The organism is Aromatoleum buckelii (assembly GCF_012910785.2).
GTDB lineage: Bacteria > Pseudomonadota > Gammaproteobacteria > Burkholderiales > Rhodocyclaceae > Aromatoleum > Aromatoleum buckelii.
The window spans coordinates 708,046-730,702 of record NZ_WTVH02000008.1; the positions used below are offsets into that span (position 1 = coordinate 708,046).

The following is a 22,657-nucleotide window of genomic DNA, read 5'->3' on the forward strand; positions in this document are numbered from 1 at the left end:
CGTTTGTACTCAAGACAGGAGCTAGCCGCAATGGCGAAGAAAATCACCGGCTATATCAAGCTGCAGGTGCCAGCTGGTAAAGCCAACCCCAGTCCCCCGATCGGCCCGGCGCTCGGTCAGCGCGGCCTGAATATCATGGAATTCTGCAAGGCGTTCAACGCCCGGACTCAGGGCCTCGAGCCCGGTCTGCCGATTCCGGTGGTGATCACGGCGTTCGCGGACAAGAGCTTCACCTTCATCATGAAGACGCCGCCGGCGACGATCCTGATCAAGAAGGCTGCGAAGATCACGAAGGGTTCGCCGAAGCCGCATACCGACAAGGTCGGTTCGATCACGCGTGCCCAGGTCGAGGAAATCGCCAAGACCAAGATGGCCGATCTGACTGCTGCCGATATGGAAGCCGCGGTGCGCACCATCGCCGGTTCCGCCCGCAGCATGGGCATCACCGTGGAGGGGCTGTAATCATGGCGAAGCTTTCCAAGCGCGTTCAGGCGCTGCGCACCAAAGTTGACCGCAACCGCACCTATCCGGTGAGCGAAGCGCTGGCGCTGGTCAAGGAATGCGCAACGGCGAAGTTCGACGAGTCGATCGACATCGCCGTGAACCTCGGCGTCGATGCGCGCAAGTCCGACCAGCTGGTACGCGGTTCGGTCGTGCTGCCTGCCGGTACCGGCAAGAGCGTCCGCGTCGCGGTCTTCGCGCAGGGCGACAAGGCCGAAGCCGCGCGTGCAGCGGGCGCCGACGTGGTCGGTTTCGAAGATCTCGCCGAGCAGGTCAAGGCCGGCAACATCGATTTCGATCTGTGCATCGCCACGCCGGACGCGATGCGCGTCGTCGGCCAACTGGGCCAGATTCTCGGTCCGCGCGGTCTGATGCCGAACCCGAAAGTCGGTACCGTGACGATGGACGTCACGACCGCAGTGAAGAATGCGAAGGCCGGTCAGGTGCAGTACCGCACCGACAAGGGCGGCATCATCCACGCGACGATCGGCCGTGCGTCGTTCAGCACGGAAGCCCTGCAGCAGAACCTCGGCGCGCTGATCGATGCGCTCGTGAAGGCCAAACCGGCTGCGTCGAAAGGGATCTACCTGCGTCGCGTCGCGCTGTCGAGCACGATGGGCTCGGGCGTTCGCGTCGAGCCGTCGAGCATCAACGCCGCCTGACAAGGCTGAAACTAGAACTTTGGGTCGACCCGGCGCCGCGGTGCCGGGTCGAATCGTCAAAGACCGCAGGTGCGGTCGCTCTGGGGCGACTGCTTAAGCATTCAACAATGGCCTGCGCAGACGGTGTGCCCAGAACAGGATTCTGGCTGATTCTTCAGCCGCGCTCCTGATCCAGGTCGCCGTGGGTGCGAATCGCAGGTTTGCGGTTCGCGTGTGGACTTGAAAGGAGGAAAGGCCTGTGGGTCTCAATCTCGATGACAAGAAAGCCGTAGTGGCAGAGGTGTCGGCACAAGTGGCCAACGCACAGACCATCGCGGTGGCCGAGTATCGTGGCATAGCGGTGGGCGATCTCACCGGGCTGCGTGCCAAGGCCCGCGAATCTGGCGTTTACCTGCGTGTGCTGAAAAACACCCTGGTGCGCCGCGCGATCGCCGAAACGCCGTTTGCCGGGCTGTCCGACCAGCTGGTCGGTCCGCTGATCTATGGCATCTCGGAAGATCCGGTCGCTGCAGCCAAAGTGCTCAACGACTTTGCGAAGGGTAACGACAAGCTGGTGCTGAAAGCCGGTTCCTATGCGGGCAATACGCTCGACAAGGCTGGCGTGCAGGCGCTCGCGTCGATCCCGGGTCGCGAAGAGTTGCTCGCCAGGCTGCTGGGCGTGATGCAGGCGCCGGTGACCGGTTTCGCTTGCACGCTGGCTGCCCTCGCGAAGAAGCGCGAGGAAGAAGTGGCTGCCTGAGCGTTTTCCGAATAGTTTTCGATTTAGGAGTGTTTTGAAATGGCAATCAGCAAAGAAGACATCCTCGAAGCCGTCGGCTCGATGACGGTGATGGAACTGAACGACCTGGTCAAGGCGTTCGAAGAGAAGTTCGGCGTTTCCGCCGCCTCGATGGCCGTGGCCGCTCCGGGTGCCGGCGCTGCCGCTGCACCGGTCGAGGAAAAGACCGAGTTCGACGTGATCCTGCTTGCCGCGGGCGAGAAGAAGGTCGAGGCGATCAAGGTCGTCCGTGCCGCTACCGGCCTGGGCCTGAAGGAAGCGAAGGATCTCGTCGACGGCGCACCGAAGGCCGTCAAGGAAGGCATCTCGAAGGCGGACGCCGAAGCGATCAAGAAGCAGTTGGAAGACGCCGGCGCCAAGGTCGAGATCAAGTAATACCTGTTCGTTTATCGGGGCTGGCGCTCTCCGGAGCGCCAGCCCTTTCGTGCTTTGTAACGCCAAGAAGCCAGAACCCAGCGCGAGCGCAGGTGTCTACACCCCTCCCGCCCGGTCCGCACCCTACGGGGCGCTGCGTTCTGTCTCTTTGACGTCCGACCTCTACCCGGAGCATCCATGGCGTATTCCTACACCGAAAAGAAACGTATCCGCAAGAGCTTCGCCAAGCGCGCGGCAGTGTTGAACGTGCCTTTCCTGCTTGCAACCCAGATCGAATCGTTCGCCTCTTTCCTGCAGGCCGATACGCCTCCTCCGTCGCGCCTGAACCACGGTCTGCAGGCCGCGTTCACGTCGATCTTTCCGATTTCCAGCCACAGCGGCAACGCGCGGCTGGAGTTCGTTCAGTACATGCTCGGCGAACCTGCTTTCGACGTCAAGGAGTGCCAGCAGCGCGGGCTGACTTTTGCGTCGCCGTTGCGCGCGCGCGTGCGGCTGGTGATTCTCGATCGCGATGCGCCGAAGGAGACGGTCAAGGAGGTCAAAGAGCAGGAAGTGTACATGGGCGAAATCCCGCTCATGACCACCACCGGCTCGTTCGTCATCAACGGGACCGAGCGTGTCATCGTCTCGCAGCTGCACCGCTCGCCCGGCGTGTTCTTCGAGCACGACCGCGGCAAGACCCACTCGTCGGGCAAGCTGCTGTTCTCGGCGCGCATCATTCCGTATCGCGGTTCGTGGCTCGATTTCGAGTTCGATCCGAAGGATGCGCTGTACTTCCGCGTCGACCGCCGTCGCAAGATGCCCGCGACGATCCTGCTGCGCGCGATCGGCATGGGACCGGAGGAAATCCTCGCGACCTTCCACGACTTCGACGCGTTCCACCTCAAGGGCAACGAGGCGGCGTTCGAACTGGTGCCAGATCGCCTGCGCGGCGATGTGGCGAAGTTCGACATCACCGACGGCGCCGGCAACGTGATCGTCGCGCGCGACAAGCGCATCACCGCCAAGCACATTCGCGAGCTCGACCAGGCCGGCGTGAAGATGATTTCGGTTCCCGACGAGTTCCTGCTCGGGCGCATCATCGCGCGCAATATCGTCGACGCGGAGACCGGCGAGATCGTCGCGCGGGCGAACGACGAGATCACCGAAGACTTGCTCGACAAGCTGCGCGACGCCGGCGTCAAGGACATCGAGACGCTCTACGTCAACGACCTCGACCGCGGGGCGTACATCTCCCAGACGCTGCGCATCGACGAGACCGCCGACCAATGGGCGGCGCGCGTCGCGATCTACCGCATGATGCGTCCGGGCGAACCGCCGACGGAAGACGCCGTCGAAGCGCTGTTCCAGGGCCTGTTCTATTCCGAGGAACGCTACGACCTGTCGTCCGTGGGCCGCATGAAGTTCAACCGCCGCGCCTATCCTGAGAAGATCGAGGACAAGGCGCCGGGCTGGCTGAAGCGCTTCTACGAGACAGTCGGTCCGCGTGGCGAGGAAGGGCCGGCGACGCTGTCGAACGAAGACATTCTCGCCGTCATCGGCGTGCTCGTCGAACTGCGCAACGGCCGTGGCGAGATCGACGACATCGACCACCTCGGCAACCGTCGTGTCCGGTCTGTTGGCGAACTTGCGGAAAACCAGTTCCGTGCGGGCTTGGTGCGCGTCGAGCGCGCCGTCAAGGAGCGCCTGTCCCAAGCCGAGTCCGACAACCTGATGCCGCACGACCTGATCAACGCGAAGCCGATTTCGGCCGCGATCAAGGAGTTCTTCGGCTCGAGCCAGCTGTCGCAGTTCATGGACCAAACCAACCCGCTGTCCGAGATCACGCACAAGCGCCGCGTCTCGGCCCTCGGCCCGGGCGGCCTGACGCGCGAGCGCGCCGGCTTCGAAGTCCGCGACGTGCATCCGACCCACTACGGCCGCGTGTGCCCGATCGAGACGCCGGAAGGTCCGAACATCGGTCTGATCAACTCGCTCGCCGTGTATGCGCAGACGAACCGCCACGGTTTTCTCGAGACGCCGTACCGCAAGGTCGTCGATAGCAAGGTCACCGACCAGATCGACTTCCTGTCGGCCATCGAGGAAGGCCAGTACGTGATCGCGCAGGCGAACGCCGAGATCGGTGCCGACGGCGTGCTGGAAGGCGACCTCGTGTCGTGCCGCCACAAAGGTGAGTTCGCGCTGTCGACGGCCGACCAGGTGCAGTACATGGACGTTGCGCCAGGCCAGATCGTGTCGGTCGCCGCGTCGCTGATCCCGTTCCTCGAGCACGACGACGCGAACCGCGCGCTGATGGGCGCGAACATGCAGCGGCAGGCCGTGCCCTGCCTGCGACCCGAGAAGCCGCTCGTCGGCACCGGCATCGAGCGCACCGTCGCAGTCGACTCCGGCACCGCGGTGCAGGCGATGCGCGGCGGCATCGTCGACTATGTCGATGCGAACCGGATCGTGGTGCGGGTCAACGACGACGAAACCCTCGCGGGCGAAGTCGGCGTCGACATCTACAACATGATCAAGTACACGCGCTCGAACCAGAACACGAACATCAACCAGCGTCCGGTGGTCAAGGTCGGCGATCACATCGGCAAGGGCGACGTCATCGCCGACGGCGCGTCGACCGACCTCGGCGAGCTCGCGCTGGGCCAGAACATGCTGGTCGCGTTCATGCCGTGGAACGGCTACAACTTCGAGGACTCGATCCTGATCTCGGAGCGCGTCGTCGCCGAAGACCGCTTCACGTCGATCCACATCGAGGAACTCACGGTCGTCGCGCGCGACACCAAGCTCGGCCCCGAGGAAATCACGCGCGACATCGCCTCGCTCGGCGAAGCGCAGCTGTCGCGCCTCGACGAGTCCGGCATCGTCTATATCGGCGCTGAAGTCGACGCCGGCGACGTGCTCGTGGGCAAGGTCACGCCGAAGGGCGAGACCCAGCTGACGCCGGAAGAAAAGCTGCTGCGCGCGATCTTCGGCGAGAAGGCCTCCGACGTGAAGGACACGTCGCTGCGCGTGTCGTCCGGCATGAACGGCACGGTCATCGATGTGCAGGTGTTCACGCGTGAAGGGATCGAGCGCGACAAGCGCGCGCAGAGCATCATCGACGACATGCTGCGCAGCTTCAAGACCGATTTGGCCGACCAGATGCGCATCGTCGAGCGCGACGCGTTCGCGCGGATCCGCCGCCTGATCGTCGGCCAGAAAGCCAACGGCGGGCCGAAGAAGCTCCTCAAGGGGACGGCGATCACCGGCGAGTATCTCGATTCGCTCGAGTTCTACCACTGGTTCGACATCCGCATGGCCGACGAGGAACTCGCCGGCCAGCTCGAAGCGATCCGCGAGGGTCTGGAGAAGACGCGCAAGGACTTCGACCAGGCTTTCGAGACCAAGAAGAAGAAACTCACGCAGGGCGACGAACTGCCGCCGGGCGTGCAGAAGATGGTCAAGGTCTATCTGGCGGTGAAGCGCCGCCTGCAGCCCGGCGACAAGATGGCAGGCCGCCACGGGAACAAGGGCGTCGTGTCGCGGATCGTACCGGTCGAGGACATGCCGCACATGGCGGACGGGACGCCGGTCGACATCGTGCTCAACCCGCTCGGCGTGCCGTCGCGGATGAACATCGGCCAGATCCTCGAAACTCACTTAGGCTGGGCGGCGAAAGCGCTCGGCAACAAGATCGGCGCAATGCTGCGGGCGAACGCTGCGGCAGCGGAGGTGCGCGAGTTGCTCGAGCACATCTACAACGACAACGGTCGCCCGGAAGACATGGGGTCGCTGAAGGACGACGAAGTCATCGAACTGGCGTCGAACCTGTCGAAAGGCGTGCCGTTCGCGACGCCGGTGTTCGACGGCGCGAAGGAAGAAGAGATCGAGGCGATGTTCGAACTTGCCGGGCTCGCTCCCGGCGGCCAAGTGACGCTGTACGACGGGCGCACCGGCGAAGCATTCGACCGCCAGGTGACGGTCGGCTACAAGCACGTGCTGAAGCTGCATCACCTCGTCGATGACAAGATGCACGCCCGTTCGACCGGGCCGTACTCACTGGTCACACAGCAGCCGCTCGGCGGCAAGGCGCAGTTCGGCGGCCAGCGGTTCGGCGAAATGGAAGTGTGGGCGCTCGAAGCGTACGGCGCCGCCTACACGCTGCAGGAAATGCTGACCGTGAAGTCCGACGACGTTACCGGCCGGACGAAGGTGTACGAAAGCATCGTCAAGGGCGAACACAAGATCGATGCGGGCATGCCCGAATCCTTCAACGTGCTGGTGAAGGAAATCCGCTCGCTCGCGATCGACATCGATCTGGACACGTACTGAACCGGGCGCTCTCCAGCCCCGGACGGAGTGATATATGAAAAGCCTGCTCGCTGACCTGTTCAAGCAAACCCTGCCGAACGAAGACCAGTTCGACGCGATCACGATCGGCCTCGCGTCGCCGGACAAGATCCGCTCGTGGTCGTACGGTGAAGTCAAGAAACCCGAGACGATCAACTACCGCACGTTCAAGCCCGAACGCGACGGCCTCTTCTGCGCGAAGATCTTCGGGCCGGTCAAGGACTACGAGTGCCTGTGCGGCAAGTACAAGCGCCTGAAGCACCGTGGCGTGATCTGCGAGAAATGCGGCGTCGAAGTGACGCTGTCGAAAGTGCGCCGCGAGCGCATGGCGCACATCGAGCTCGCGAGCCCGACCGCGCACATCTGGTTCCTGAAGAGCCTACCGAGCCGTCTCGGCATGGTGCTCGACATGACGCTGCGCGACATCGAGCGCGTGCTGTACTTCGAAGCCTTCGTCGTCGTCGAGCCGGGCATGACGCCGCTGAATCGCGGCCAGCTGCTGACCGAGGACGACTATCTCGCGAAAGTCGAGGAGTACGGTGACGACTTCGACGCGCTGATGGGTGCCGAAGGCATCCGCGGCCTGCTGCGCACGCTCGACGTCAAGCTCGAGATCGAGAAGCTGCGCGGCGACCTCGAGACGACCGGCTCCGAAGCGAAGATCAAGAAGTTCTCGAAGCGCCTGAAAGTGCTCGAGGCGTTCATGCAGTCGGGCATCAAGCCCGAGTGGATGATCCTCGAAGTGCTGCCGGTGCTGCCGCCGGACCTGCGTCCGCTGGTGCCGCTCGACGGGGGCCGCTTCGCGACCTCGGACCTCAACGACCTCTATCGCCGCGTCATCAACCGCAACAACCGGCTGAAGCGCCTCCTGGAGCTCAAGGCGCCGGAGATCATCGTGCGCAACGAAAAGCGCATGCTGCAGGAGTCGGTCGATTCGCTGCTCGACAACGGCCGCCGCGGCAAGGCGATGACCGGCGCGAACAAGCGGCCGCTGAAGTCGCTCGCCGACATGATCAAGGGCAAGGGCGGCCGCTTCCGCCAGAACCTGCTCGGCAAGCGCGTCGACTACTCGGGCCGTTCGGTCATCGTCGTCGGCCCGCAGCTGAAGCTGCACCAGTGCGGCCTGCCGAAGCTGATGGCGCTCGAGCTCTTCAAGCCGTTCATCTTCAACAAGCTCGAACTGATGGGCTTGGCGACGACGATCAAGCAGGCGAAGAAGATGGTCGAGAGCCAGGAGCCGGTCGTCTGGGACATCCTCGAAGAAGTCATCCGCGAACATCCGGTGATGCTGAACCGCGCGCCGACGCTGCACCGCCTCGGCATCCAGGCGTTCGAGCCGGTGCTGATCGAAGGCAAGGCGATCCAGCTCCACCCGCTCGTCTGCGTCGCGTTCAACGCCGACTTCGACGGCGACCAGATGGCCGTCCACGTGCCGCTGTCGCTCGAAGCGCAGATGGAAGCGCGCACGCTGATGCTGGCGTCGAACAACGTGCTGTCGCCGGCGAACGGCGAGCCGATCATCGTGCCGTCGCAGGACATCGTGCTCGGTCTGTACTACGCGACCCGCGAAGGCGTGAACGTCGCGGGTGAAGGCATGGCGTTCTCGGACGTCGGCGAGCTCAAGCGCGCGTATGAATCGAAGCAGCTGTCGCTGCACGCGCGCGTGTCGGTGCGGCTGAAGGAAGTCGAGGTGTCGGCCGACGGCGAGCGGCGCGAGAAGATCACCCGCTACAACACGACCGCCGGCCGCGCGATGCTGTCGGAAATCCTGCCGCCGGGACTGCCGTTCAGCGTGCTCGACAAGCCGATGAAGAAGAAGGAGATCTCGAAGCTGATCAACGCCTCCTTCCGCCGCTGCGGGCTGAAGGAAACGGTCGTGTTCGCCGACAAGCTGATGCAGTTCGGCTTCCGCCTGGCGACGCGTGCCGGCATCTCGATCGCAGTGAAGGACATGCTCGTGCCGCGGCAGAAGGACGTGCTGATTCATGCCGCCGAGCAGGAAGTGAAGGAAATCGCGCGTCAATACACGTCGGGTCTGGTGACCGATGGCGAGCGGTACAACAAGGTCGTCGATATCTGGGGTCGCGCCGGCGACCAGGTCGCGAAGGCGATGATGGACCAGCTCGGCCAGGAAGACGTCGTCAATCGTCACGGCGACACCGTGAAGCAGGAATCCTTCAACTCGATCTACATGATGGCGGACTCGGGCGCGCGTGGTTCGGCCGCGCAGATTCGTCAGCTCGCCGGTATGCGCGGCCTGATGGCGAAGCCGGACGGCTCGATCATCGAGACGCCGATCACGACGAACTTCCGCGAAGGCCTGAACGTCCTGCAGTACTTCATCTCGACGCACGGCGCGCGTAAAGGCCTGGCCGACACTGCGCTGAAGACCGCGAACTCGGGTTACCTGACGCGCCGCCTCGTCGACGTGACGCAGGATTTGGTCGTCACCGAGGACGACTGCGGCACACGTGACGGTTTCGTGATGAAGGCGCTGATCGAAGGCGGTGAAGTCATCGAGCCGTTGCGCGACCGCATCCTCGGCCGCGTGTGCGCCGAGGACGTCGTGAATCCGGAGTCCCAGGAGACGGTCATCGAAGCCGGGTCGTTGCTCGGCGAGGACGCGGTCGACCTGATCGAGAGCCTCGGTATCGACGAGGTCAAAGTGCGCACCGCCCTGACGTGCGAAACGCGCTACGGCCTGTGCGGCAAGTGCTACGGTCGCGACCTCGGCCGCGGCTCGCAGGTGAACGTCGGCGAAGCGGTGGGTGTCATCGCCGCCCAGTCGATCGGCGAACCGGGCACGCAGCTGACGATGCGGACGTTCCACGTCGGTGGCGCGGCATCGCGGGCTGCTGCCGCGAGCGGCGTCGAATCGAAGTCGGCCGGTACGGTGCGTTTTGCCGGCAACATGCGCTACGTTTCGAATGCGAAGGGCGAGAAAGTCATCATCGCGCGCTCGGCCGAGATTGTCGTCGCCGACGACATGGGTCGCGAGCGCGAGCGCCACAAGCTGCCGTACGGCGCGACGCTGCTCGTCGATGACGGCGCAGCGGTCAAGGCCGGCGTGATGCTGGCGACGTGGGATCCGCACACCCGCCCGATCGTCACGGAATATTCCGGTACCGTGAAGTTCGAGAACGTCGAAGAGGGCGCGACCGTCGCGAAGCAGATCGACGAAGTGACCGGTCTGTCGACGCTGGTCGTCATCGACGGCAAGCGGCGCACGAGCGGCGCGTCGTCGAAAGGCGTGCGTCCGCAGGTCAAGCTGCTCGACGAGCGGGGCGAAGAAGTCAAGATCGCCGGCACCGACCATTCGGTGGCGATCACTTTCCAGGTCGGTTCGCTGATCACCGTCAAGGACGGCCAGGAAGTCAGCGTGGGCGATGTCCTCGCGCGGATTCCGCAGGAATCGGCAAAGACGCGCGACATCACCGGCGGTCTGCCGCGCGTCGCCGAGCTCTTCGAAGCACGTCCGCCGAAGGACGCCGGCGTGCTGGCGGAATACACCGGCACGGTGTCGTTCGGCAAGGACACGAAGGGCAAGCAGCGCCTCGTGATCACCGAAGCCGACGGCACGGCGCACGAATTCCTGATCCCGAAGGACAAGCACGTCATGGTCCATGACGGGCAGGTCGTCAACAAGGGCGAACTGATCGTCGACGGACCGGCCGACCCGCACGACATCCTGCGCCTGCAGGGCATCGAGGCGCTGGCGCGCTACATCATCGACGAAGTGCAGGACGTCTATCGCCTGCAGGGTGTGAAGATCAACGACAAGCACATCGAAGTGATCGTTCGCCAGATGCTGCGCCGGGTGGTCATCAACGACGCGGGCAACTCGCGCTTCATCCGTGAGGAGCAGGTCGAGCGTTCGGAAGTGCTCGACGAGAACGACCGCATCGAGGCCGAAGGCCAGCTGCCGGCGCAGTACCAGAACGTGCTGCTGGGTATCACGAAGGCGTCGCTGTCCACCGATTCGTTCATCTCGGCGGCATCCTTCCAGGAAACGACGCGTGTTCTGACCGAAGCGGCAATCATGGGCAAACGCGACGACCTGCGCGGGTTGAAGGAAAACGTCATCGTCGGCCGCCTGATTCCTGCAGGTACCGGCATGGCCTATCACCGCAACCGCAAGGCGCAGAACGCAGGGGAGGATCTGGGCCCCGAACATGCATGGGCGGAAATGCAGGAAGTGCCGCCGGAGGTGCCAGCCGACGTCTCGCAGGACGTGCAGGCCGGTTGACGCAGAACCCTATTTCAGGATAACATCCGGCCTCTTTTTGTGGGCTGACCAATCGTAGTCAGTCACAGCCGGAATCAACCGCCCGAGGCGGCCCGTGGGGCGCCTCGGTATAATGGAAAATTCTCAAGCTATGCCAACAATTAATCAGCTCGTCCGCAAGCCGCGGCAACTGGCCGTCGTCAAAAGCAAGGTGCCGGCACTCGATGCGTGCCCGCAAAAACGCGGCGTATGCACGCGGGTCTATACGACCACGCCGAAAAAGCCGAACTCCGCGCTGCGGAAAGTCGCCAAGGTGCGCCTGACCAACGGTTTCGAGGTCATCTCCTATATCGGCGGTGAAGGTCACAACCTGCAGGAGCACTCCGTGGTCCTGATTCGTGGTGGCCGGGTCAAGGACTTGCCGGGTGTGCGTTACCACATCGTGCGCGGTTCGCTTGACCTGCAGGGCGTCAAGGATCGTAAGCAGTCCCGCTCCAAGTACGGCGCGAAGCGCCCGAAGAAAGCCTAATTGTCGGCATTCAGAAATAGCTAGAGGTTGTCATGCCCCGTCGTCGCGAAGTACCGAAGCGTGAAATCCTGCCCGATCCGAAATTCGGCTCGCAGGACGTATCCAAGTTCATCAACGTGATCATGCAGGCCGGCAAGAAGTCCGTTGCCGAGCGTATCGTCTATGGCGCGTTTGCGCAGATTTCCGGCAAGGCCGGCAAGGATCCGCTCGAGGTGTTCTCGTCGGCTGTTGCCAATGTCAAGCCTGTTGTCGAAGTCAAGAGTCGCCGCGTCGGCGGTGCGAACTATCAGGTTCCGGTCGAAGTGCGTCCGTCGCGCCGCATGGCGCTGTCGATGCGCTGGCTGCGCGAAGCTGCCCGCAAGCGCGCCGAGAAGTCGATGGCCCAGCGCCTCGCCGGCGAGCTGCTCGAGGCCGCGGAAGGGCGCGGTTCGGCGATGAAGAAGCGCGAAGAAGTGCACCGCATGGCCGAAGCGAACAAGGCATTCTCTCACTACCGTTTCTGAGATTCCGGAACGGTGGTTAATCGGGCCCTGGCAAGGGCTCGATTGTTTTGTGACAACACAATTGGATTTTCGCGCAGCGCGCGAATTCTCGAAGGCAGGGTAGACCGTGGCTCGCAAGACTCCCATTGAGCGTTACCGCAACATCGGTATTTCGGCTCACATTGACGCCGGCAAGACAACGACGACCGAGCGCATCCTTTTTTATACCGGCGTGAACCACAAGATTGGTGAAGTTCACGACGGCGCGGCGACGATGGACTGGATGGAGCAGGAGCAGGAGCGGGGGATCACGATCACCTCGGCCGCGACGACCTGCTTCTGGAAAGGCATGGAATTGTCTTATCCGGAGCATCGATTCAACATCATCGATACGCCGGGGCACGTCGATTTCACGATCGAAGTCGAACGTTCGATGCGTGTCCTCGATGGCGCATGCATGGTGTATTGCGCCGTCGGCGGTGTCCAGCCGCAGTCCGAAACCGTGTGGCGTCAGGCGACGAAGTACAAGGTGCCGCGTCTCGCGTTCGTCAACAAGATGGACCGCCAGGGGGCAAACTTCTTCAAGGTCGTCGAGCAGATGAAGCTGCGTCTCAAGGCGAACCCGGTGCCGATCGTGATCCCGATCGGCGCGGAAGAGAACTTCGTCGGCGTCATCGATCTGGTCCGCATGAAAGCCATCTACTGGGACGAGGCTTCCCAGGGCATGAAGTTCGACTACCGCGAGATTCCAGCCGAGCTTCAGGCGTCGGCCGAAGAGTGGCGGGAGAAGATGCTCGAGGCCGCTGCCGAAGCCAGCGAAGAGCTGATGAACGAATATCTCGAGAATGGCGATCTGCCGCACGAGAAGATCGTTGCCGGCCTGCGTCAGCGCACGATCGCCTGCGAAATCCAGCCGATGTTGTGCGGTACGGCGTTCAAGAACAAGGGCGTTCAGCGGATGCTCGACGCCGTCATCGAACTGCTTCCGTCGCCGGTCGATATCCCCCCGGTTTCCGGCGTCGATGACTACGAAAAGCACGTCGAGCGGCGTGCGGACGATTCCGAGAAGTTCGCTGCGCTCGCGTTCAAGCTGATGACCGACCCGTTCGTCGGCCAGTTGACGTTCGTGCGTGTGTATTCCGGCGTGTTGAAATCCGGCGAGACGGTGCTGAACTCGGTCAAGGGCAAGAAGGAGCGCATCGGCCGGATCCTGCAGATGCACGCAAACGAGCGGCAGGAAATCAAGGAAGTGCTGGCCGGCGACATTGCGGCGTGTGTCGGCCTGAAGGAGGTGACCACGGGCGAGACGCTGTGCGACCCGTCGGCGCCGATCATCCTCGAACGCATGATCTTCCCGGAGCCGGTGATTCACGTCGCCGTCGAACCGAAGACCAAGGCGGACCAGGAAAAAATGGGTATCGCGCTCGGTCGGCTGGCCGCGGAAGATCCGTCGTTCCGTGTCCGCACCGACGAGGAATCCGGTCAGACGATCATCTCCGGCATGGGGGAACTGCACCTCGAAATTCTCGTTGACCGTATGAAGCGCGAATTCAACGTCGAGGCGACGGTCGGCGCACCGCAGGTGGCGTACCGTGAAGCGATCCGCAAGCCGGTCGAGCAGGAAGGCAAGTTCGTCAAGCAGTCCGGTGGTCGCGGCCAGTTCGGTCACGTGTGGATCAAGCTCGAGCCGAACGAAACCGGCAAGGGCTACGAGTTCATCGACGCGATCAAGGGCGGTGTCGTCCCGCGCGAGTACATTCCGGCGGTCGACAAGGGCCTCCAGGAAACGCTGCCGAACGGCGTGCTGGCCGGCTTCCCGGTCGTCGACGTCAAGGTCACGCTGTTCGACGGTTCGTATCACGACGTGGATTCGAACGAAAACGCGTTCAAGATGGCCGCTTCGATGGCGTTCAAGGACGCGATGCGCAAGGCGAGCCCGGTGCTGCTCGAGCCGATGATGGCAGTGGTCGTCGAAACTCCCGAGGACTACATGGGCAACGTCATGGGCGACCTCTCCGGTCGTCGCGGCATCGTGCAGGGCATGGACGATCTGCCCGGGGGCATGAAAGAAGTCAAGGCCGAAGTGCCGCTCGCCGAGATGTTCGGCTACGCGACGCAGCTGCGGTCGTTGACGCAGGGTCGCGCGACGTACTCGATGGAATTCAAGCACTATTCCGAGGCGCCGAAGAGCGTGGCGGAAGCGGTGATCAACAATCGCAAGTAATCAACGAACCGAAGCGAGGAATTGAGCAATGGCGAAAGGCAAGTTTGAGCGGACGAAACCGCACGTAAACGTCGGGACGATCGGTCACGTCGACCACGGCAAGACCACCCTGACGGCGGCGATCACGACGATCCTGTCGAAGAAGTTCGGCGGCGAGGCGAAAGCCTACGACCAGATCGACGCGGCGCCCGAAGAGAAGGCGCGCGGCATCACGATCAACACCGCTCACGTCGAGTACGAGACGGCCAACCGTCACTACGCGCACGTCGACTGCCCGGGTCACGCCGACTACGTGAAGAACATGATCACCGGTGCGGCGCAGATGGACGGCGCGATCCTGGTGTGCTCGGCCGCGGACGGCCCGATGCCGCAGACGCGCGAGCACATCCTGCTCGCGCGCCAGGTCGGCGTGCCGTACATCATCGTGTTCCTCAACAAGTGCGACATGGTCGACGACGAAGAGCTGCTCGAGCTCGTCGAGATGGAAGTGCGCGAGCTGCTGTCGAAGTACGACTTCCCGGGCGACGATGTGCCGATCGTCAAGGGCAGCGCGCTCAAGGCGCTCGAAGGCGACCAGAGCGACATCGGCGAGCCGGCGATCTTCCGCCTGGCCGAAGCGCTCGACAGCTACATCCCGACCCCGGAGCGCGCGATCGACCGCCCGTTCCTGCTGCCGATCGAAGACGTGTTCTCGATCTCGGGTCGCGGCACCGTCGTGACCGGCCGCGTCGAGCGCGGCATCGTCAAAGTCGGCGAGGAAGTCGAGATCGTCGGCATCAAGGCGACCGTCAAGACCACCTGCACCGGCGTCGAGATGTTCCGCAAGCTGCTCGATCAGGGCCAGGCGGGCGACAACGTCGGCGTGCTGCTGCGTGGCACCAAGCGCGAGGACGTCGAGCGCGGCCAGGTGCTGTGCAAGCCCGGTTCGATCAAGCCGCACACCCACTTCACCGGCGAAGTGTACGTGCTGTCGAAGGAAGAGGGCGGGCGCCACACGCCGTTCTTCAACAACTATCGGCCGCAGTTCTACTTCCGCACCACCGACGTGACCGGTTCGATCGAGCTGCCCGAAGGCACCGAGATGGTGATGCCGGGCGACAACGTGTCGATCACCGTCAAGCTAATGGCGCCGATCGCGATGGAAGAAGGCCTGCGGTTCGCGATCCGCGAAGGCGGCCGTACCGTCGGCGCCGGCGTCGTCGCCAAGATCATCGAGTAATTGCTCGTCTCCGCCTGGGGCTCATTGCCCCGGGTTTTCGCTCTTTCAGGATTTCATCCATGCAAAACCAGAAGATTCGCATCCGTTTGAAGGCGTTCGACTACCGGCTGATCGATCAGTCCGCCCTCGAGATCGTCGATACCGCCAAGCGCACGGGTGCGGTGGTCCGCGGCCCCGTGCCGTTGCCGACCCGTATCGAGCGTTTCGACCTGCTGCGTTCGCCGCACGTCAACAAAGCGTCGCGGGACCAGTTCGAGATCCGCACCCACCAGCGCCTGATGGACATCATCGATCCGACCGACAAGACGGTCGATGCGCTGATGAAGCTGGATCTCCCCGCCGGGGTTGATGTCGAGATCAAGTTGCAGTAAGCCGCTCTAGTTGCGGAGCTTTGCGAAAGGCCGGTATAATCCGGCCTTTGCGCCTTTGGGCGCAATTTACGTGATAGGGCCCGGTCAATCGTAACCGGGGACAGGAGAAGAAGATGAGTCTAGGCCTTGTGGGACGCAAGGTTGGCATGACTCGCATCTTCGCCGAGGACGGCAGGAGTGTCCCGGTGACGGTGCTTGACGTGTCCAACAATCGTGTGACCCAAATCAAGACGCCTGAAAACGACGGTTATGCCGCCGTGCAGGTGACTTTCGGCAAACGCCGCGCAAGTCGGGTTGGAAAGCCCCTTGCCGGGCACCTTGCCAAGGCCGGCGTCGAAGCCGGTCACATGCTCAAGGAATTCCGTGTCGAAACCGAGCAGGTTGCTGGCTTCAAGGCCGGGGATGTCGTCGGTGTCGACCTCTTTGCGGTCGGGCAGAAGGTGGATGTCACCGGCACGTCGATCGGCAAGGGTTTTTCCGGGGTGATCAAGCGGCACAACTTCTCGTCGAACCGCGCGTCGCACGGCAACTCCGTGTCGCATAACGCGCCGGGCTCGATCGGCATGGCTCAGGATCCGGGTCGGGTCTTTCCCGGCAAGCGGATGGCCGGACAGTACGGCAACACCACGTGCACCACTCAGAGTCTCGAAGTGGTCCGTGTCGATGTCGAGCGTCAGTTGCTCCTGGTAAAGGGGGCGGTACCCGGCTCGAAGGGCGGCGACGTGATCGTCCGTCCGGCGGTCAAGGCCCGTGGCTGAGCGAGGGCGTAATGGAACTTAAATTATTGAATGATCAGGGCGGGCAGGCGGCAACGCTGCAGGCCTCTGATGCGCTGTTCGGGCGCGATTACAACGAAGCCCTGATCCATCAGGTCGTCGTGGCGTACATGGCCAATGCCCGCTCGGGCAACCGCGCGCAGAAAGGTCGTGCGGAAGTTTCCAAGTCGACGCGCAAGCCGTGGCGCCAGAAAGGCACCGGCCGCGCTCGTGCCGGTATGGCGTCGAGCCCGCTGTGGCGCGGAGGCGGCCGGATTTTCCCGAATTCGCCTGAAGACAACTTTTCGCAGAAGCTGAACCGCAAGATGTACCGCGCCGGTGTCGCGTCGATTCTTTCGCAGCTCGCGCGTGAAGGCCGCCTGGCAGTCGTCGAGAACTTCAGCGTCGAGGCGCCGAAGACGCGCCTGCTGTCACAGAAGCTCAAAGGCATGGGGCTCGATTCGGTGCTGGTCATTACCGATGAGTTCGATGAAAACCTGTTCCTGTCGTCACGGAACCTGCACAAGGTGCTGGTTCTCGAGGTCAGCGAGACGGATCCGGTGTCGCTTGTGCACTACGACCGGGTCATCGTGACCAAGGGTGCGCTGGCCAAGATGGAGGAGGCCTGGCAATGAGCGGATTTAGCCAAGAGCGTCTGATGCAGGTGCTGCTCGCGCCCCAGATCTCCGAAAAGGCGACGTATGTCGCCGACAAGAACGAGCAGGTTGTGTTCAAGGTTGCGTCGACCGCGACCAAGCCCGAAGTCAAGGCGGCTGTCGAATTGCTCTTCAAGGTTGAAGTGAAGTCGGTGCAGATTGCGAACGTGAAAGGCAAGGTCAAGCGTTTCGGCAAGATGACCGGCCGCCGCAAGGACTGGAAGAAGGCGTTCGTTTGCCTCAAGCCGGGCCAGGAAATCAACTTCGCGGCCGGGGAGTGAGGAATCATGGCACTGGTAAAACTTAAGCCTACGTCTGCCGGCCGTCGCGCGATGGTCAAGGTCGTCAATGCGGATCTCTACAAGGGACGTCCGCATGCCGCGCTGGTCGAGAAGCAGTCGAAGAACGCCGGCCGCAACAACAGCGGCCGCATCACCGTCCGCCATCAGGGCGGCGGGCACAAGCAGCATTACCGTCTGGTGGATTTTCGTCGCAACAAAGACGGCATCGCCGCACGCGTCGAACGCGTCGAGTACGACCCGAACCGTTCCGCGAACATTGCGCTGATCTGCTACGCCGACGGCGAACGCGCCTACATCATCGCGCCGAAGGGGCTCGAAGTGGGACAGACGGTCCTTAGCGGGCCGGAAGCGCCGATCAAGGCAGGCAACGTGCTGCCGATCCGGAATATTCCAGTCGGTTCGACGATCCACTGCGTCGAGCTGATGCCGGGCAAGGGGGCGCAGATCGCGCGTGCCGCCGGTACGTCGGTGCAGCTGCTCGCTCGCGAAGGCGCGTATGCCCAGCTCCGGCTGCGCTCTGGCGAAGTTCGTCGCGTGCACGTCGAGTGCCGTGCCGCCATCGGCGTGGTTGGAAACGAAGAGCACGGCCTGCGCAAGATCGGCAAGGCGGGTGCGAACCGCTGGCGCGGTATTCGTCCGACCGTGCGCGGCGTGGCGATGAACCCGGTCGATCACCCGCACGGCGGCGGTGAAGGCCGCACCGGCGAAGGTGGTGTGCCGCGCAGTCCGTGGGGACAGCCTGCCAAGGGCTACCGCACGCGCAGCAACAAGCGCACCGACACGATGATCGTGCAGCGTCGTCACAAGCGTTAAGGGGTAACAAATGGCACGTTCTATTAAAAAAGGCCCGTTTGTCGACGCGCACCTGCTCAAGAAGGTCGACGCCGTGCGGGCGAGCAACGACAAGCGTCCGATCAAGACCTGGTCCCGTCGCTCGACGGTGTTGCCGGACTTCGTCGGCCTGACGATTGCGGTCCATAACGGTCGCCAGCATGTTCCGGTCTTCGTGTCGGAAAACATGGTCGGCCACAAGCTCGGCGAGTTTGCCCTGACCCGTACCTTCAAGGGTCACGCGGCGAGCAAGAAGGCGAAGAGGTAAGGAGTCATCATGGAAACCAGAGCAATTCTCCGCGGCGTTCGCCTGTCTGCCCAGAAGGGGCGGCTGGTGGCGGACCAGGTGCGGGGCAGGCCGGTTGATCAGGCACTCAACATCCTCGCCTTCTCGCCGAAAAAGGGCGCGCAGATCATCCGCAAAGTGGTGGAGTCGGCGATCGCCAACGCAGAACACAACGATGGCGCAGATATCGACACCCTCAAGGTCAAGACGATCTACGTCGAGGAAGGCATGTCGCTGAAGCGCTTCGCGGCGCGGGCAAAAGGACGCGGGGCCCGCATTCTCAAGCCGACCTGCCACATCTACGTGACCGTCGGGGAATAAGGGGTACATATGGGTCAGAAAATTCATCCGACCGGGTTCCGCCTTGCGGTCACTCGCGACTGGAGTTCCCGTTGGTTCGCCTCGAGCGGCGATTACTCGAGAATGTTGCACGAGGACCTGAAGGTCCGCGATTTTCTCAAGAAGCGTCTTGCTCACGCCTCGGTGGGGCGCATCGTCATCGAGCGCCCGGCGAAGAACGCACGCATCACCCTTTTCAGCGCGCGTCCCGGTGTCGTCATCGGCAAGAAGGGTGAGGACATCGAGCTCCTGAAGCGCGAGCTTCAGAAGATCATGGGTGTGCCAGTGCACGTCAATATCGAAGAAGTGCGCAAGCCGGAAATCGATGCCAAGCTGATCGCCGATTCGATCGCCCAGCAGCTCGAAAAGCGGATCATGTTCCGTCGCGCGATGAAGCGCGCGATGCAGAACGCAATGCGGCTCGGTGCGCAGGGCATCAAGATCATGAGCGCCGGTCGCCTGAACGGTGCGGAAATTGCGCGTACCGAGTGGTACCGCGAAGGCCGCGTTCCGCTGCATACGCTGCGTGCCGATATCGACTATGGCGTGTCCGAAGCGAAGACCACGTACGGCATCATCGGTATCAAGGTGTGGGTGTACAAGGGTGAGATGCTCGGGCGCAACGAGCGGCCTGCGGTCGTCGAGAACGAGAACGAGGCTCGTCGCGGTCGCCGCGCGCCTCGCAATGATGCCGGTGACAACCGCGGCGCCAAGCGCCCCGCACGTCGCACCGGTGCCGAACAAACGGGAGCTGGCGACAAGGCCGGCACCCGGACCAGGAAAGCGGGAGTAGACGATGCTGCAGCCGTCGAGAAGGAAGTATCGTAAGGAGCAGAAGGGCCGGAACACCGGGGTCGCGACGCGCGGCGCCAAGGTCAGCTTCGGCGAGTTCGGGCTCAAGGCGATCGGCCGCGGTCGTCTGACCGCCCGTCAGATCGAGTCCGCACGGCGGGCAATGACCCGGCACATCAAGCGGGGTGGGCGCATCTGGATCCGGATTTTCCCGGACAAGCCGATCTCGAAGAAGCCGGCTGAGGTGCGGATGGGTAACGGCAAGGGGAACCCGGAATACTGGGTCGCCGAGATTCAGCCCGGCAAGGTGTTGTATGAGATGGACGGTGTCGACGAGACGCTCGCCCGCGAAGCGTTCCGGCTTGCCGCTGCGAAGCTTCCGCTCGAGACGGTCTTTGTTCATCGTCAGATGGGGTGAGCATGAAAGCGAGTGAACTCCGCGCGAAAAGCGCCGGTGAATTGAATCAAGAATTGCTCGAACTGCTGAAAGCGCAATTTTCGTTGCGCATGCAACTTGCGACTCAGCAGCTCGGCAATACGAGCCAACTCGGGAAAGTGCGCCGCGACATCGCGCGCGTCCGTACTCTCCTGCGGGAAAAGGCGGTGCAGAAATGACCGAGCAAGTCGAAAAAGTCAGGCGCGCGCTGGTCGGACGTGTAGTCAGCGACAAGATGCAGAACACCGTGACCGTTCTCGTCGAGCGCCGTGTGAAGCACGAGCTCTACGGCAAGGTGATCACGCGGTCCGCGAAATATCACGCGCATGTCGAAGATGGCGGCGCTGCGGCGGGCGATCTGGTGGAAATCGAGGAATGCCGTCCGATTTCAAAAACCAAATCGTGGCGTGTGGCCAAGGTGCTCGAGAAGGCTCGGATCATCTGACTGTAAGGTAGGTCTTCGGACAGCTTGGCAATACCACGCCAAGCTGTTATAGTTTTTATCTTTGCTTTTCGCTCTTCGGGGCTTTCTACCCGTACGGGTTCCAAGACTGACCGCTGTAGCGGGGCAAGTTGGAGATAAATTCATGATTCAAATGCAGTCCAGGCTGGACGTTGCCGACAATACCGGCGCGCGTTCAGTGATGTGCATCAAGGTCCTTGGTGGTTCGAAGCGCCGCTACGCGAGTATCGGCGACATCATCAAGGTCACCATCAAGGATGCCGCGCCCCGCGGGCGCGTGAAAAAGGGCGATATCTACAGCGCCGTCGTCGTGCGTACCGCCAAGGGCGTGCGTCGTCCCGACGGTTCGCTCGTCAAGTTCGATGGCAATGCGGCAGTACTGCTCAACAACAAGCTCGAGCCGATCGGCACGCGCATCTTCGGGCCAGTGACGCGCGAGTTGCGCACCGAGCGGTTCATGAAGATTGTTTCGCTCGCGCCTGAAGTGCTCTAAGGAGGGCGTGAGATGAACAAGATCCGCAAGGGTGATGAAGTGGTGGTTCTGGCTGGCAAGGATCGCGGTCGTCGCGGCGTCGTGCTGAGTCGCGTCGATGACGAGCGGCTGGTCGTCGAAGGCGTGAATCGGGTCAAGAAGCACGTGCGTCCGAACCCGCTCAAGGGTGAAGTGGGCGGCATCGTCGAGAAAGAGATGCCTCTGCATGTTTCCAACGTCGCATTGTTCAATCCTGCGGCCCAAAAGGGCGATCGCGTGGGAATCCGGGTGCTTGAGGATGGGCGCAAGGTGCGCTTCTTCAAGTCGAATGGCGAACTGGTGGACGCGTAAGGAGTGGCAATGGCGCGCTTGCAGGAATTCTACAAAGAAACGGTGGCTCCGGACTTGCTCAAGCAGTTCGGATACAAATCCGTGATGGAAGTGCCGCGCATCACCAAGATCACCCTGAACATGGGTGTCGGTGAAGCTGTCGGCGACAAGAAGATTCTCGAACACGCGGTTGGCGACATGGTCAAGATCGCCGGGCAGAAGCCGGTGGTGACGAAAGCTCGCAAGTCGATCGCAGGCTTCAAGATTCGTGACGGTTACCCGATCGGCTGCATGGTGACGTTGCGTGGCGCAAAGATGTTCGAGTTCCTCGATCGCCTGGTGACGGTGGCGATGCCGCGAATTCGCGACTTTCGCGGCATTGGCGGCAAGGGTTTCGACGGTCGTGGCAACTACAACCTCGGCGTCAAGGAACAGATCATTTTCCCCGAAATCGAGTACGACAAGATCGATGCCCTTCGGGGGATGAACATCAGCATCACGACGACCGCCAAGAGCGATCAGGAAGCTCGGGCCCTGCTCGTCGCGTTCAAGTTCCCGTTCAAGAATTGAGGAAGTTATGGCGAAACTGTCCCTGATCAATCGAGAAGAGAAGCGCCGCAAGACGGTCGAGAAATTCGCCGCCAAGCGGACCGCGCTGATCGCTCAGATCAACGATTTCAAGCTGCCGGAAGAGGAGCGCATGGCTGCTCGCCTGAAGCTGCAGCAGTTGCCGCGCAATGCAAGTCCGGTTCGGAAGCGTAATCGCTGTGCCTTGACCGGGCGTCCGCGCGGTGTGTTCCGCAAATTTGGATTGTCCCGTAACAAGCTGCGCGACCTGGCGTTCCGCGGCGAGGTGCCCGGCATGACCAAGGCGAGCTGGTAAGGAGATTATCGTATGAGTATGTCCGATCCTATCGCCGACATGCTGACCCGTATCCGTAACGGTCAGCAGGCTCAGAAAGTGAGCGTGTCGATGCCTTGCTCGAAGCTGAAGGTCGCGATCGCGAAAGTCCTGCAGGACGAAGGCTATATCGACGGCTATTCCATTCGCGAAGCGGGTGGCAAGCCGGAACTCGATGTTGCTCTCAAGTACTACGCCGGCCGTCCGGTCATCGAACGGATCGAGCGCGTCAGCCGCCCCGGTCTGCGCGTGTACAAGGGCAGCGGCGATCTTCCCCGTGTCATGAACGGGCTGGGTGTCGCGATCGTGTCGACCCCGCGCGGCGTCATGACGGACCGCGCGGCGCGAGCCGGACGGGTCGGCGGCGAAGTCATTTGTTACGTCGCATAAGGGGGGATC

At 62.6% G+C, this 22,657-nt stretch carries 26 protein-coding genes; all 26 read left to right on the plus strand.

Translation table 11 applies throughout. The annotated features are described in order from the left end of the window. Positions 1 to 30: 30 nt before the first annotated feature. The 26 genes from rplK to rpsH all read left to right on the plus strand — a co-directional run bounded on the left by rplK (position 31) and on the right by rpsH (position 22,648). The gene (gene rplK / locus GO608_RS05205) at positions 31 to 462 is read left to right on the plus strand and encodes a 50S ribosomal protein L11 (RefSeq protein WP_011237962.1); all 432 of its coding nucleotides are present in this window, start codon (positions 31 to 33) and stop codon (positions 460 to 462) included. Between the two features lie 2 nt (positions 463 to 464). Continuing rightward, complete coding sequence (gene rplA, locus GO608_RS05210; protein WP_169197174.1) at positions 465 to 1,163, plus strand: 50S ribosomal protein L1; 699 nt, start codon at positions 465 to 467, stop codon at positions 1,161 to 1,163. A gap of 238 nt (positions 1,164 to 1,401) precedes the next feature. Then, positions 1,402 to 1,902, plus strand: a complete 501-nt coding sequence (rplJ, locus tag GO608_RS05215; RefSeq protein WP_169118083.1) for a 50S ribosomal protein L10 — start codon at positions 1,402 to 1,404, stop codon at positions 1,900 to 1,902. A 39-nt stretch (positions 1,903 to 1,941) separates the two neighbouring features. Beyond that, the gene (gene rplL, locus GO608_RS05220) at positions 1,942 to 2,316 is read left to right on the plus strand and encodes a 50S ribosomal protein L7/L12 (RefSeq protein ID WP_011237965.1); all 375 of its coding nucleotides are present in this window, start codon (positions 1,942 to 1,944) and stop codon (positions 2,314 to 2,316) included. Between the two features lie 177 nt (positions 2,317 to 2,493). Then, the gene (gene rpoB / locus GO608_RS05225) at positions 2,494 to 6,627 is read left to right on the plus strand and encodes a DNA-directed RNA polymerase subunit beta (protein WP_169197173.1); all 4,134 of its coding nucleotides are present in this window, start codon (positions 2,494 to 2,496) and stop codon (positions 6,625 to 6,627) included. A 34-nt stretch (positions 6,628 to 6,661) separates the two neighbouring features. Beyond that, the gene (gene rpoC / locus GO608_RS05230; RefSeq protein WP_169197172.1) at positions 6,662 to 10,891 is read left to right on the plus strand and encodes a DNA-directed RNA polymerase subunit beta'; all 4,230 of its coding nucleotides are present in this window, start codon (positions 6,662 to 6,664) and stop codon (positions 10,889 to 10,891) included. A gap of 130 nt (positions 10,892 to 11,021) precedes the next feature. Further along, positions 11,022 to 11,399 carry a 30S ribosomal protein S12 gene (rpsL, locus tag GO608_RS05235; RefSeq protein WP_169197318.1) on the plus strand — a complete coding sequence of 126 codons (378 nt, stop codon included), beginning with the start codon at positions 11,022 to 11,024 and terminating at the stop codon, positions 11,397 to 11,399. 32 nt (positions 11,400 to 11,431) lie between these two features. Further along, on the plus strand, positions 11,432 to 11,902 hold the full coding sequence (gene rpsG / locus GO608_RS05240) for a 30S ribosomal protein S7 (protein WP_011237969.1): 471 nt from the start codon (positions 11,432 to 11,434) through the stop codon (positions 11,900 to 11,902). Positions 11,903 to 12,008: 106 nt separating this feature from the next. Continuing rightward, positions 12,009 to 14,105 (plus strand): elongation factor G, encoded by a 2,097-nt coding sequence (gene fusA / locus GO608_RS05245; protein WP_169197171.1) that lies wholly within the window; start codon positions 12,009 to 12,011, stop codon positions 14,103 to 14,105. A 28-nt stretch (positions 14,106 to 14,133) separates the two neighbouring features. After that, entirely contained in the window at positions 14,134 to 15,324 is a 1,191-nt protein-coding gene (gene tuf, locus GO608_RS05250) for an elongation factor Tu (protein ID WP_169197170.1), read from the plus strand. 59 nt (positions 15,325 to 15,383) lie between these two features. After that, on the plus strand, positions 15,384 to 15,695 hold the full coding sequence (gene rpsJ, locus GO608_RS05255) for a 30S ribosomal protein S10 (RefSeq protein WP_011237971.1): 312 nt from the start codon (positions 15,384 to 15,386) through the stop codon (positions 15,693 to 15,695). 113 nt (positions 15,696 to 15,808) lie between these two features. Then, positions 15,809 to 16,453, plus strand: a complete 645-nt coding sequence (gene rplC / locus GO608_RS05260) for a 50S ribosomal protein L3 (protein WP_169197169.1) — start codon at positions 15,809 to 15,811, stop codon at positions 16,451 to 16,453. Positions 16,454 to 16,464: 11 nt separating this feature from the next. Continuing rightward, on the plus strand, positions 16,465 to 17,085 hold the full coding sequence (gene rplD, locus GO608_RS05265; protein WP_169197168.1) for a 50S ribosomal protein L4: 621 nt from the start codon (positions 16,465 to 16,467) through the stop codon (positions 17,083 to 17,085). Then, entirely contained in the window at positions 17,082 to 17,387 is a 306-nt protein-coding gene (rplW, locus tag GO608_RS05270; protein ID WP_011237974.1) for a 50S ribosomal protein L23, read from the plus strand. The genes rplD and rplW overlap by 4 nt, the downstream gene beginning before the upstream one ends. A gap of 6 nt (positions 17,388 to 17,393) precedes the next feature. Then, entirely contained in the window at positions 17,394 to 18,221 is an 828-nt protein-coding gene (rplB, locus tag GO608_RS05275) for a 50S ribosomal protein L2 (protein WP_053420930.1), read from the plus strand. 10 nt (positions 18,222 to 18,231) lie between these two features. Beyond that, complete coding sequence (rpsS, locus tag GO608_RS05280) at positions 18,232 to 18,507, plus strand: 30S ribosomal protein S19 (protein WP_053420931.1); 276 nt, start codon at positions 18,232 to 18,234, stop codon at positions 18,505 to 18,507. Between the two features lie 9 nt (positions 18,508 to 18,516). After that, positions 18,517 to 18,846 (plus strand): 50S ribosomal protein L22, encoded by a 330-nt coding sequence (rplV, locus tag GO608_RS05285; protein WP_169197167.1) that lies wholly within the window; start codon positions 18,517 to 18,519, stop codon positions 18,844 to 18,846. A gap of 9 nt (positions 18,847 to 18,855) precedes the next feature. Then, positions 18,856 to 19,692, plus strand: coding sequence for a 30S ribosomal protein S3 (rpsC, locus tag GO608_RS05290; protein WP_169197166.1), 837 nt, complete (start codon positions 18,856 to 18,858; stop codon positions 19,690 to 19,692). Beyond that, the gene (rplP, locus tag GO608_RS05295; protein WP_053420934.1) at positions 19,661 to 20,074 is read left to right on the plus strand and encodes a 50S ribosomal protein L16; all 414 of its coding nucleotides are present in this window, start codon (positions 19,661 to 19,663) and stop codon (positions 20,072 to 20,074) included. Before rpsC ends, rplP begins: the two co-directional genes overlap by 32 nt. Positions 20,075 to 20,076: 2 nt before the next feature. Continuing rightward, positions 20,077 to 20,271, plus strand: coding sequence for a 50S ribosomal protein L29 (rpmC, locus tag GO608_RS05300; protein ID WP_053420935.1), 195 nt, complete (start codon positions 20,077 to 20,079; stop codon positions 20,269 to 20,271). After that, positions 20,268 to 20,537 (plus strand): 30S ribosomal protein S17, encoded by a 270-nt coding sequence (gene rpsQ / locus GO608_RS05305; protein ID WP_169197165.1) that lies wholly within the window; start codon positions 20,268 to 20,270, stop codon positions 20,535 to 20,537. Before rpmC ends, rpsQ begins: the two co-directional genes overlap by 4 nt. Positions 20,538 to 20,679: 142 nt before the next feature. Beyond that, complete coding sequence (gene rplN / locus GO608_RS05310; RefSeq protein WP_053420937.1) at positions 20,680 to 21,048, plus strand: 50S ribosomal protein L14; 369 nt, start codon at positions 20,680 to 20,682, stop codon at positions 21,046 to 21,048. 12 nt (positions 21,049 to 21,060) lie between these two features. Next, positions 21,061 to 21,378 carry a 50S ribosomal protein L24 gene (rplX, locus tag GO608_RS05315; RefSeq protein WP_169197164.1) on the plus strand — a complete coding sequence of 106 codons (318 nt, stop codon included), beginning with the start codon at positions 21,061 to 21,063 and terminating at the stop codon, positions 21,376 to 21,378. Between the two features lie 9 nt (positions 21,379 to 21,387). Further along, positions 21,388 to 21,927, plus strand: coding sequence for a 50S ribosomal protein L5 (rplE, locus tag GO608_RS05320; RefSeq protein WP_011237984.1), 540 nt, complete (start codon positions 21,388 to 21,390; stop codon positions 21,925 to 21,927). A gap of 7 nt (positions 21,928 to 21,934) precedes the next feature. Further along, positions 21,935 to 22,240 (plus strand): 30S ribosomal protein S14, encoded by a 306-nt coding sequence (gene rpsN / locus GO608_RS05325; protein ID WP_169197163.1) that lies wholly within the window; start codon positions 21,935 to 21,937, stop codon positions 22,238 to 22,240. Between the two features lie 12 nt (positions 22,241 to 22,252). Then, on the plus strand, positions 22,253 to 22,648 hold the full coding sequence (gene rpsH, locus GO608_RS05330; protein WP_011237986.1) for a 30S ribosomal protein S8: 396 nt from the start codon (positions 22,253 to 22,255) through the stop codon (positions 22,646 to 22,648). The last annotated feature ends 9 nt before the right edge of the window (positions 22,649 to 22,657 follow it).

What these genes read in the sequence shown, in the direction of transcription:
- rplK (WP_011237962.1), top strand. Translation starts at nt 31, where the DNA reads ATGGCGAAGAAAATCACCGGCTATATCAAGCTGCAGGTGCCAGCTGGT.
- rplA (WP_169197174.1), top strand. Translation starts at nt 465, where the DNA reads ATGGCGAAGCTTTCCAAGCGCGTTCAGGCGCTGCGCACCAAAGTTGAC.
- rplL (WP_011237965.1), top strand. Translation starts at nt 1,942, where the DNA reads ATGGCAATCAGCAAAGAAGACATCCTCGAAGCCGTCGGCTCGATGACG.
- rpoB (WP_169197173.1), top strand. Translation starts at nt 2,494, where the DNA reads ATGGCGTATTCCTACACCGAAAAGAAACGTATCCGCAAGAGCTTCGCC.
- rpoC (WP_169197172.1), top strand. Translation starts at nt 6,662, where the DNA reads ATGAAAAGCCTGCTCGCTGACCTGTTCAAGCAAACCCTGCCGAACGAA.
- rpsL (WP_169197318.1), top strand. Translation starts at nt 11,022, where the DNA reads ATGCCAACAATTAATCAGCTCGTCCGCAAGCCGCGGCAACTGGCCGTC.
- rpsG (WP_011237969.1), top strand. Translation starts at nt 11,432, where the DNA reads ATGCCCCGTCGTCGCGAAGTACCGAAGCGTGAAATCCTGCCCGATCCG.
- tuf (WP_169197170.1), top strand. Translation starts at nt 14,134, where the DNA reads ATGGCGAAAGGCAAGTTTGAGCGGACGAAACCGCACGTAAACGTCGGG.
- rpsJ (WP_011237971.1), top strand. Translation starts at nt 15,384, where the DNA reads ATGCAAAACCAGAAGATTCGCATCCGTTTGAAGGCGTTCGACTACCGG.
- rplC (WP_169197169.1), top strand. Translation starts at nt 15,809, where the DNA reads ATGAGTCTAGGCCTTGTGGGACGCAAGGTTGGCATGACTCGCATCTTC.
- rplD (WP_169197168.1), top strand. Translation starts at nt 16,465, where the DNA reads ATGGAACTTAAATTATTGAATGATCAGGGCGGGCAGGCGGCAACGCTG.
- rplW (WP_011237974.1), top strand. Translation starts at nt 17,082, where the DNA reads ATGAGCGGATTTAGCCAAGAGCGTCTGATGCAGGTGCTGCTCGCGCCC.
- rplB (WP_053420930.1), top strand. Translation starts at nt 17,394, where the DNA reads ATGGCACTGGTAAAACTTAAGCCTACGTCTGCCGGCCGTCGCGCGATG.
- rpsS (WP_053420931.1), top strand. Translation starts at nt 18,232, where the DNA reads ATGGCACGTTCTATTAAAAAAGGCCCGTTTGTCGACGCGCACCTGCTC.
- rplV (WP_169197167.1), top strand. Translation starts at nt 18,517, where the DNA reads ATGGAAACCAGAGCAATTCTCCGCGGCGTTCGCCTGTCTGCCCAGAAG.
- rpsC (WP_169197166.1), top strand. Translation starts at nt 18,856, where the DNA reads ATGGGTCAGAAAATTCATCCGACCGGGTTCCGCCTTGCGGTCACTCGC.
- rplP (WP_053420934.1), top strand. Translation starts at nt 19,661, where the DNA reads ATGCTGCAGCCGTCGAGAAGGAAGTATCGTAAGGAGCAGAAGGGCCGG.
- rpmC (WP_053420935.1), top strand. Translation starts at nt 20,077, where the DNA reads ATGAAAGCGAGTGAACTCCGCGCGAAAAGCGCCGGTGAATTGAATCAA.
- rpsQ (WP_169197165.1), top strand. Translation starts at nt 20,268, where the DNA reads ATGACCGAGCAAGTCGAAAAAGTCAGGCGCGCGCTGGTCGGACGTGTA.
- rplN (WP_053420937.1), top strand. Translation starts at nt 20,680, where the DNA reads ATGATTCAAATGCAGTCCAGGCTGGACGTTGCCGACAATACCGGCGCG.
- rplX (WP_169197164.1), top strand. Translation starts at nt 21,061, where the DNA reads ATGAACAAGATCCGCAAGGGTGATGAAGTGGTGGTTCTGGCTGGCAAG.
- rplE (WP_011237984.1), top strand. Translation starts at nt 21,388, where the DNA reads ATGGCGCGCTTGCAGGAATTCTACAAAGAAACGGTGGCTCCGGACTTG.
- rpsN (WP_169197163.1), top strand. Translation starts at nt 21,935, where the DNA reads ATGGCGAAACTGTCCCTGATCAATCGAGAAGAGAAGCGCCGCAAGACG.
- rpsH (WP_011237986.1), top strand. Translation starts at nt 22,253, where the DNA reads ATGAGTATGTCCGATCCTATCGCCGACATGCTGACCCGTATCCGTAAC.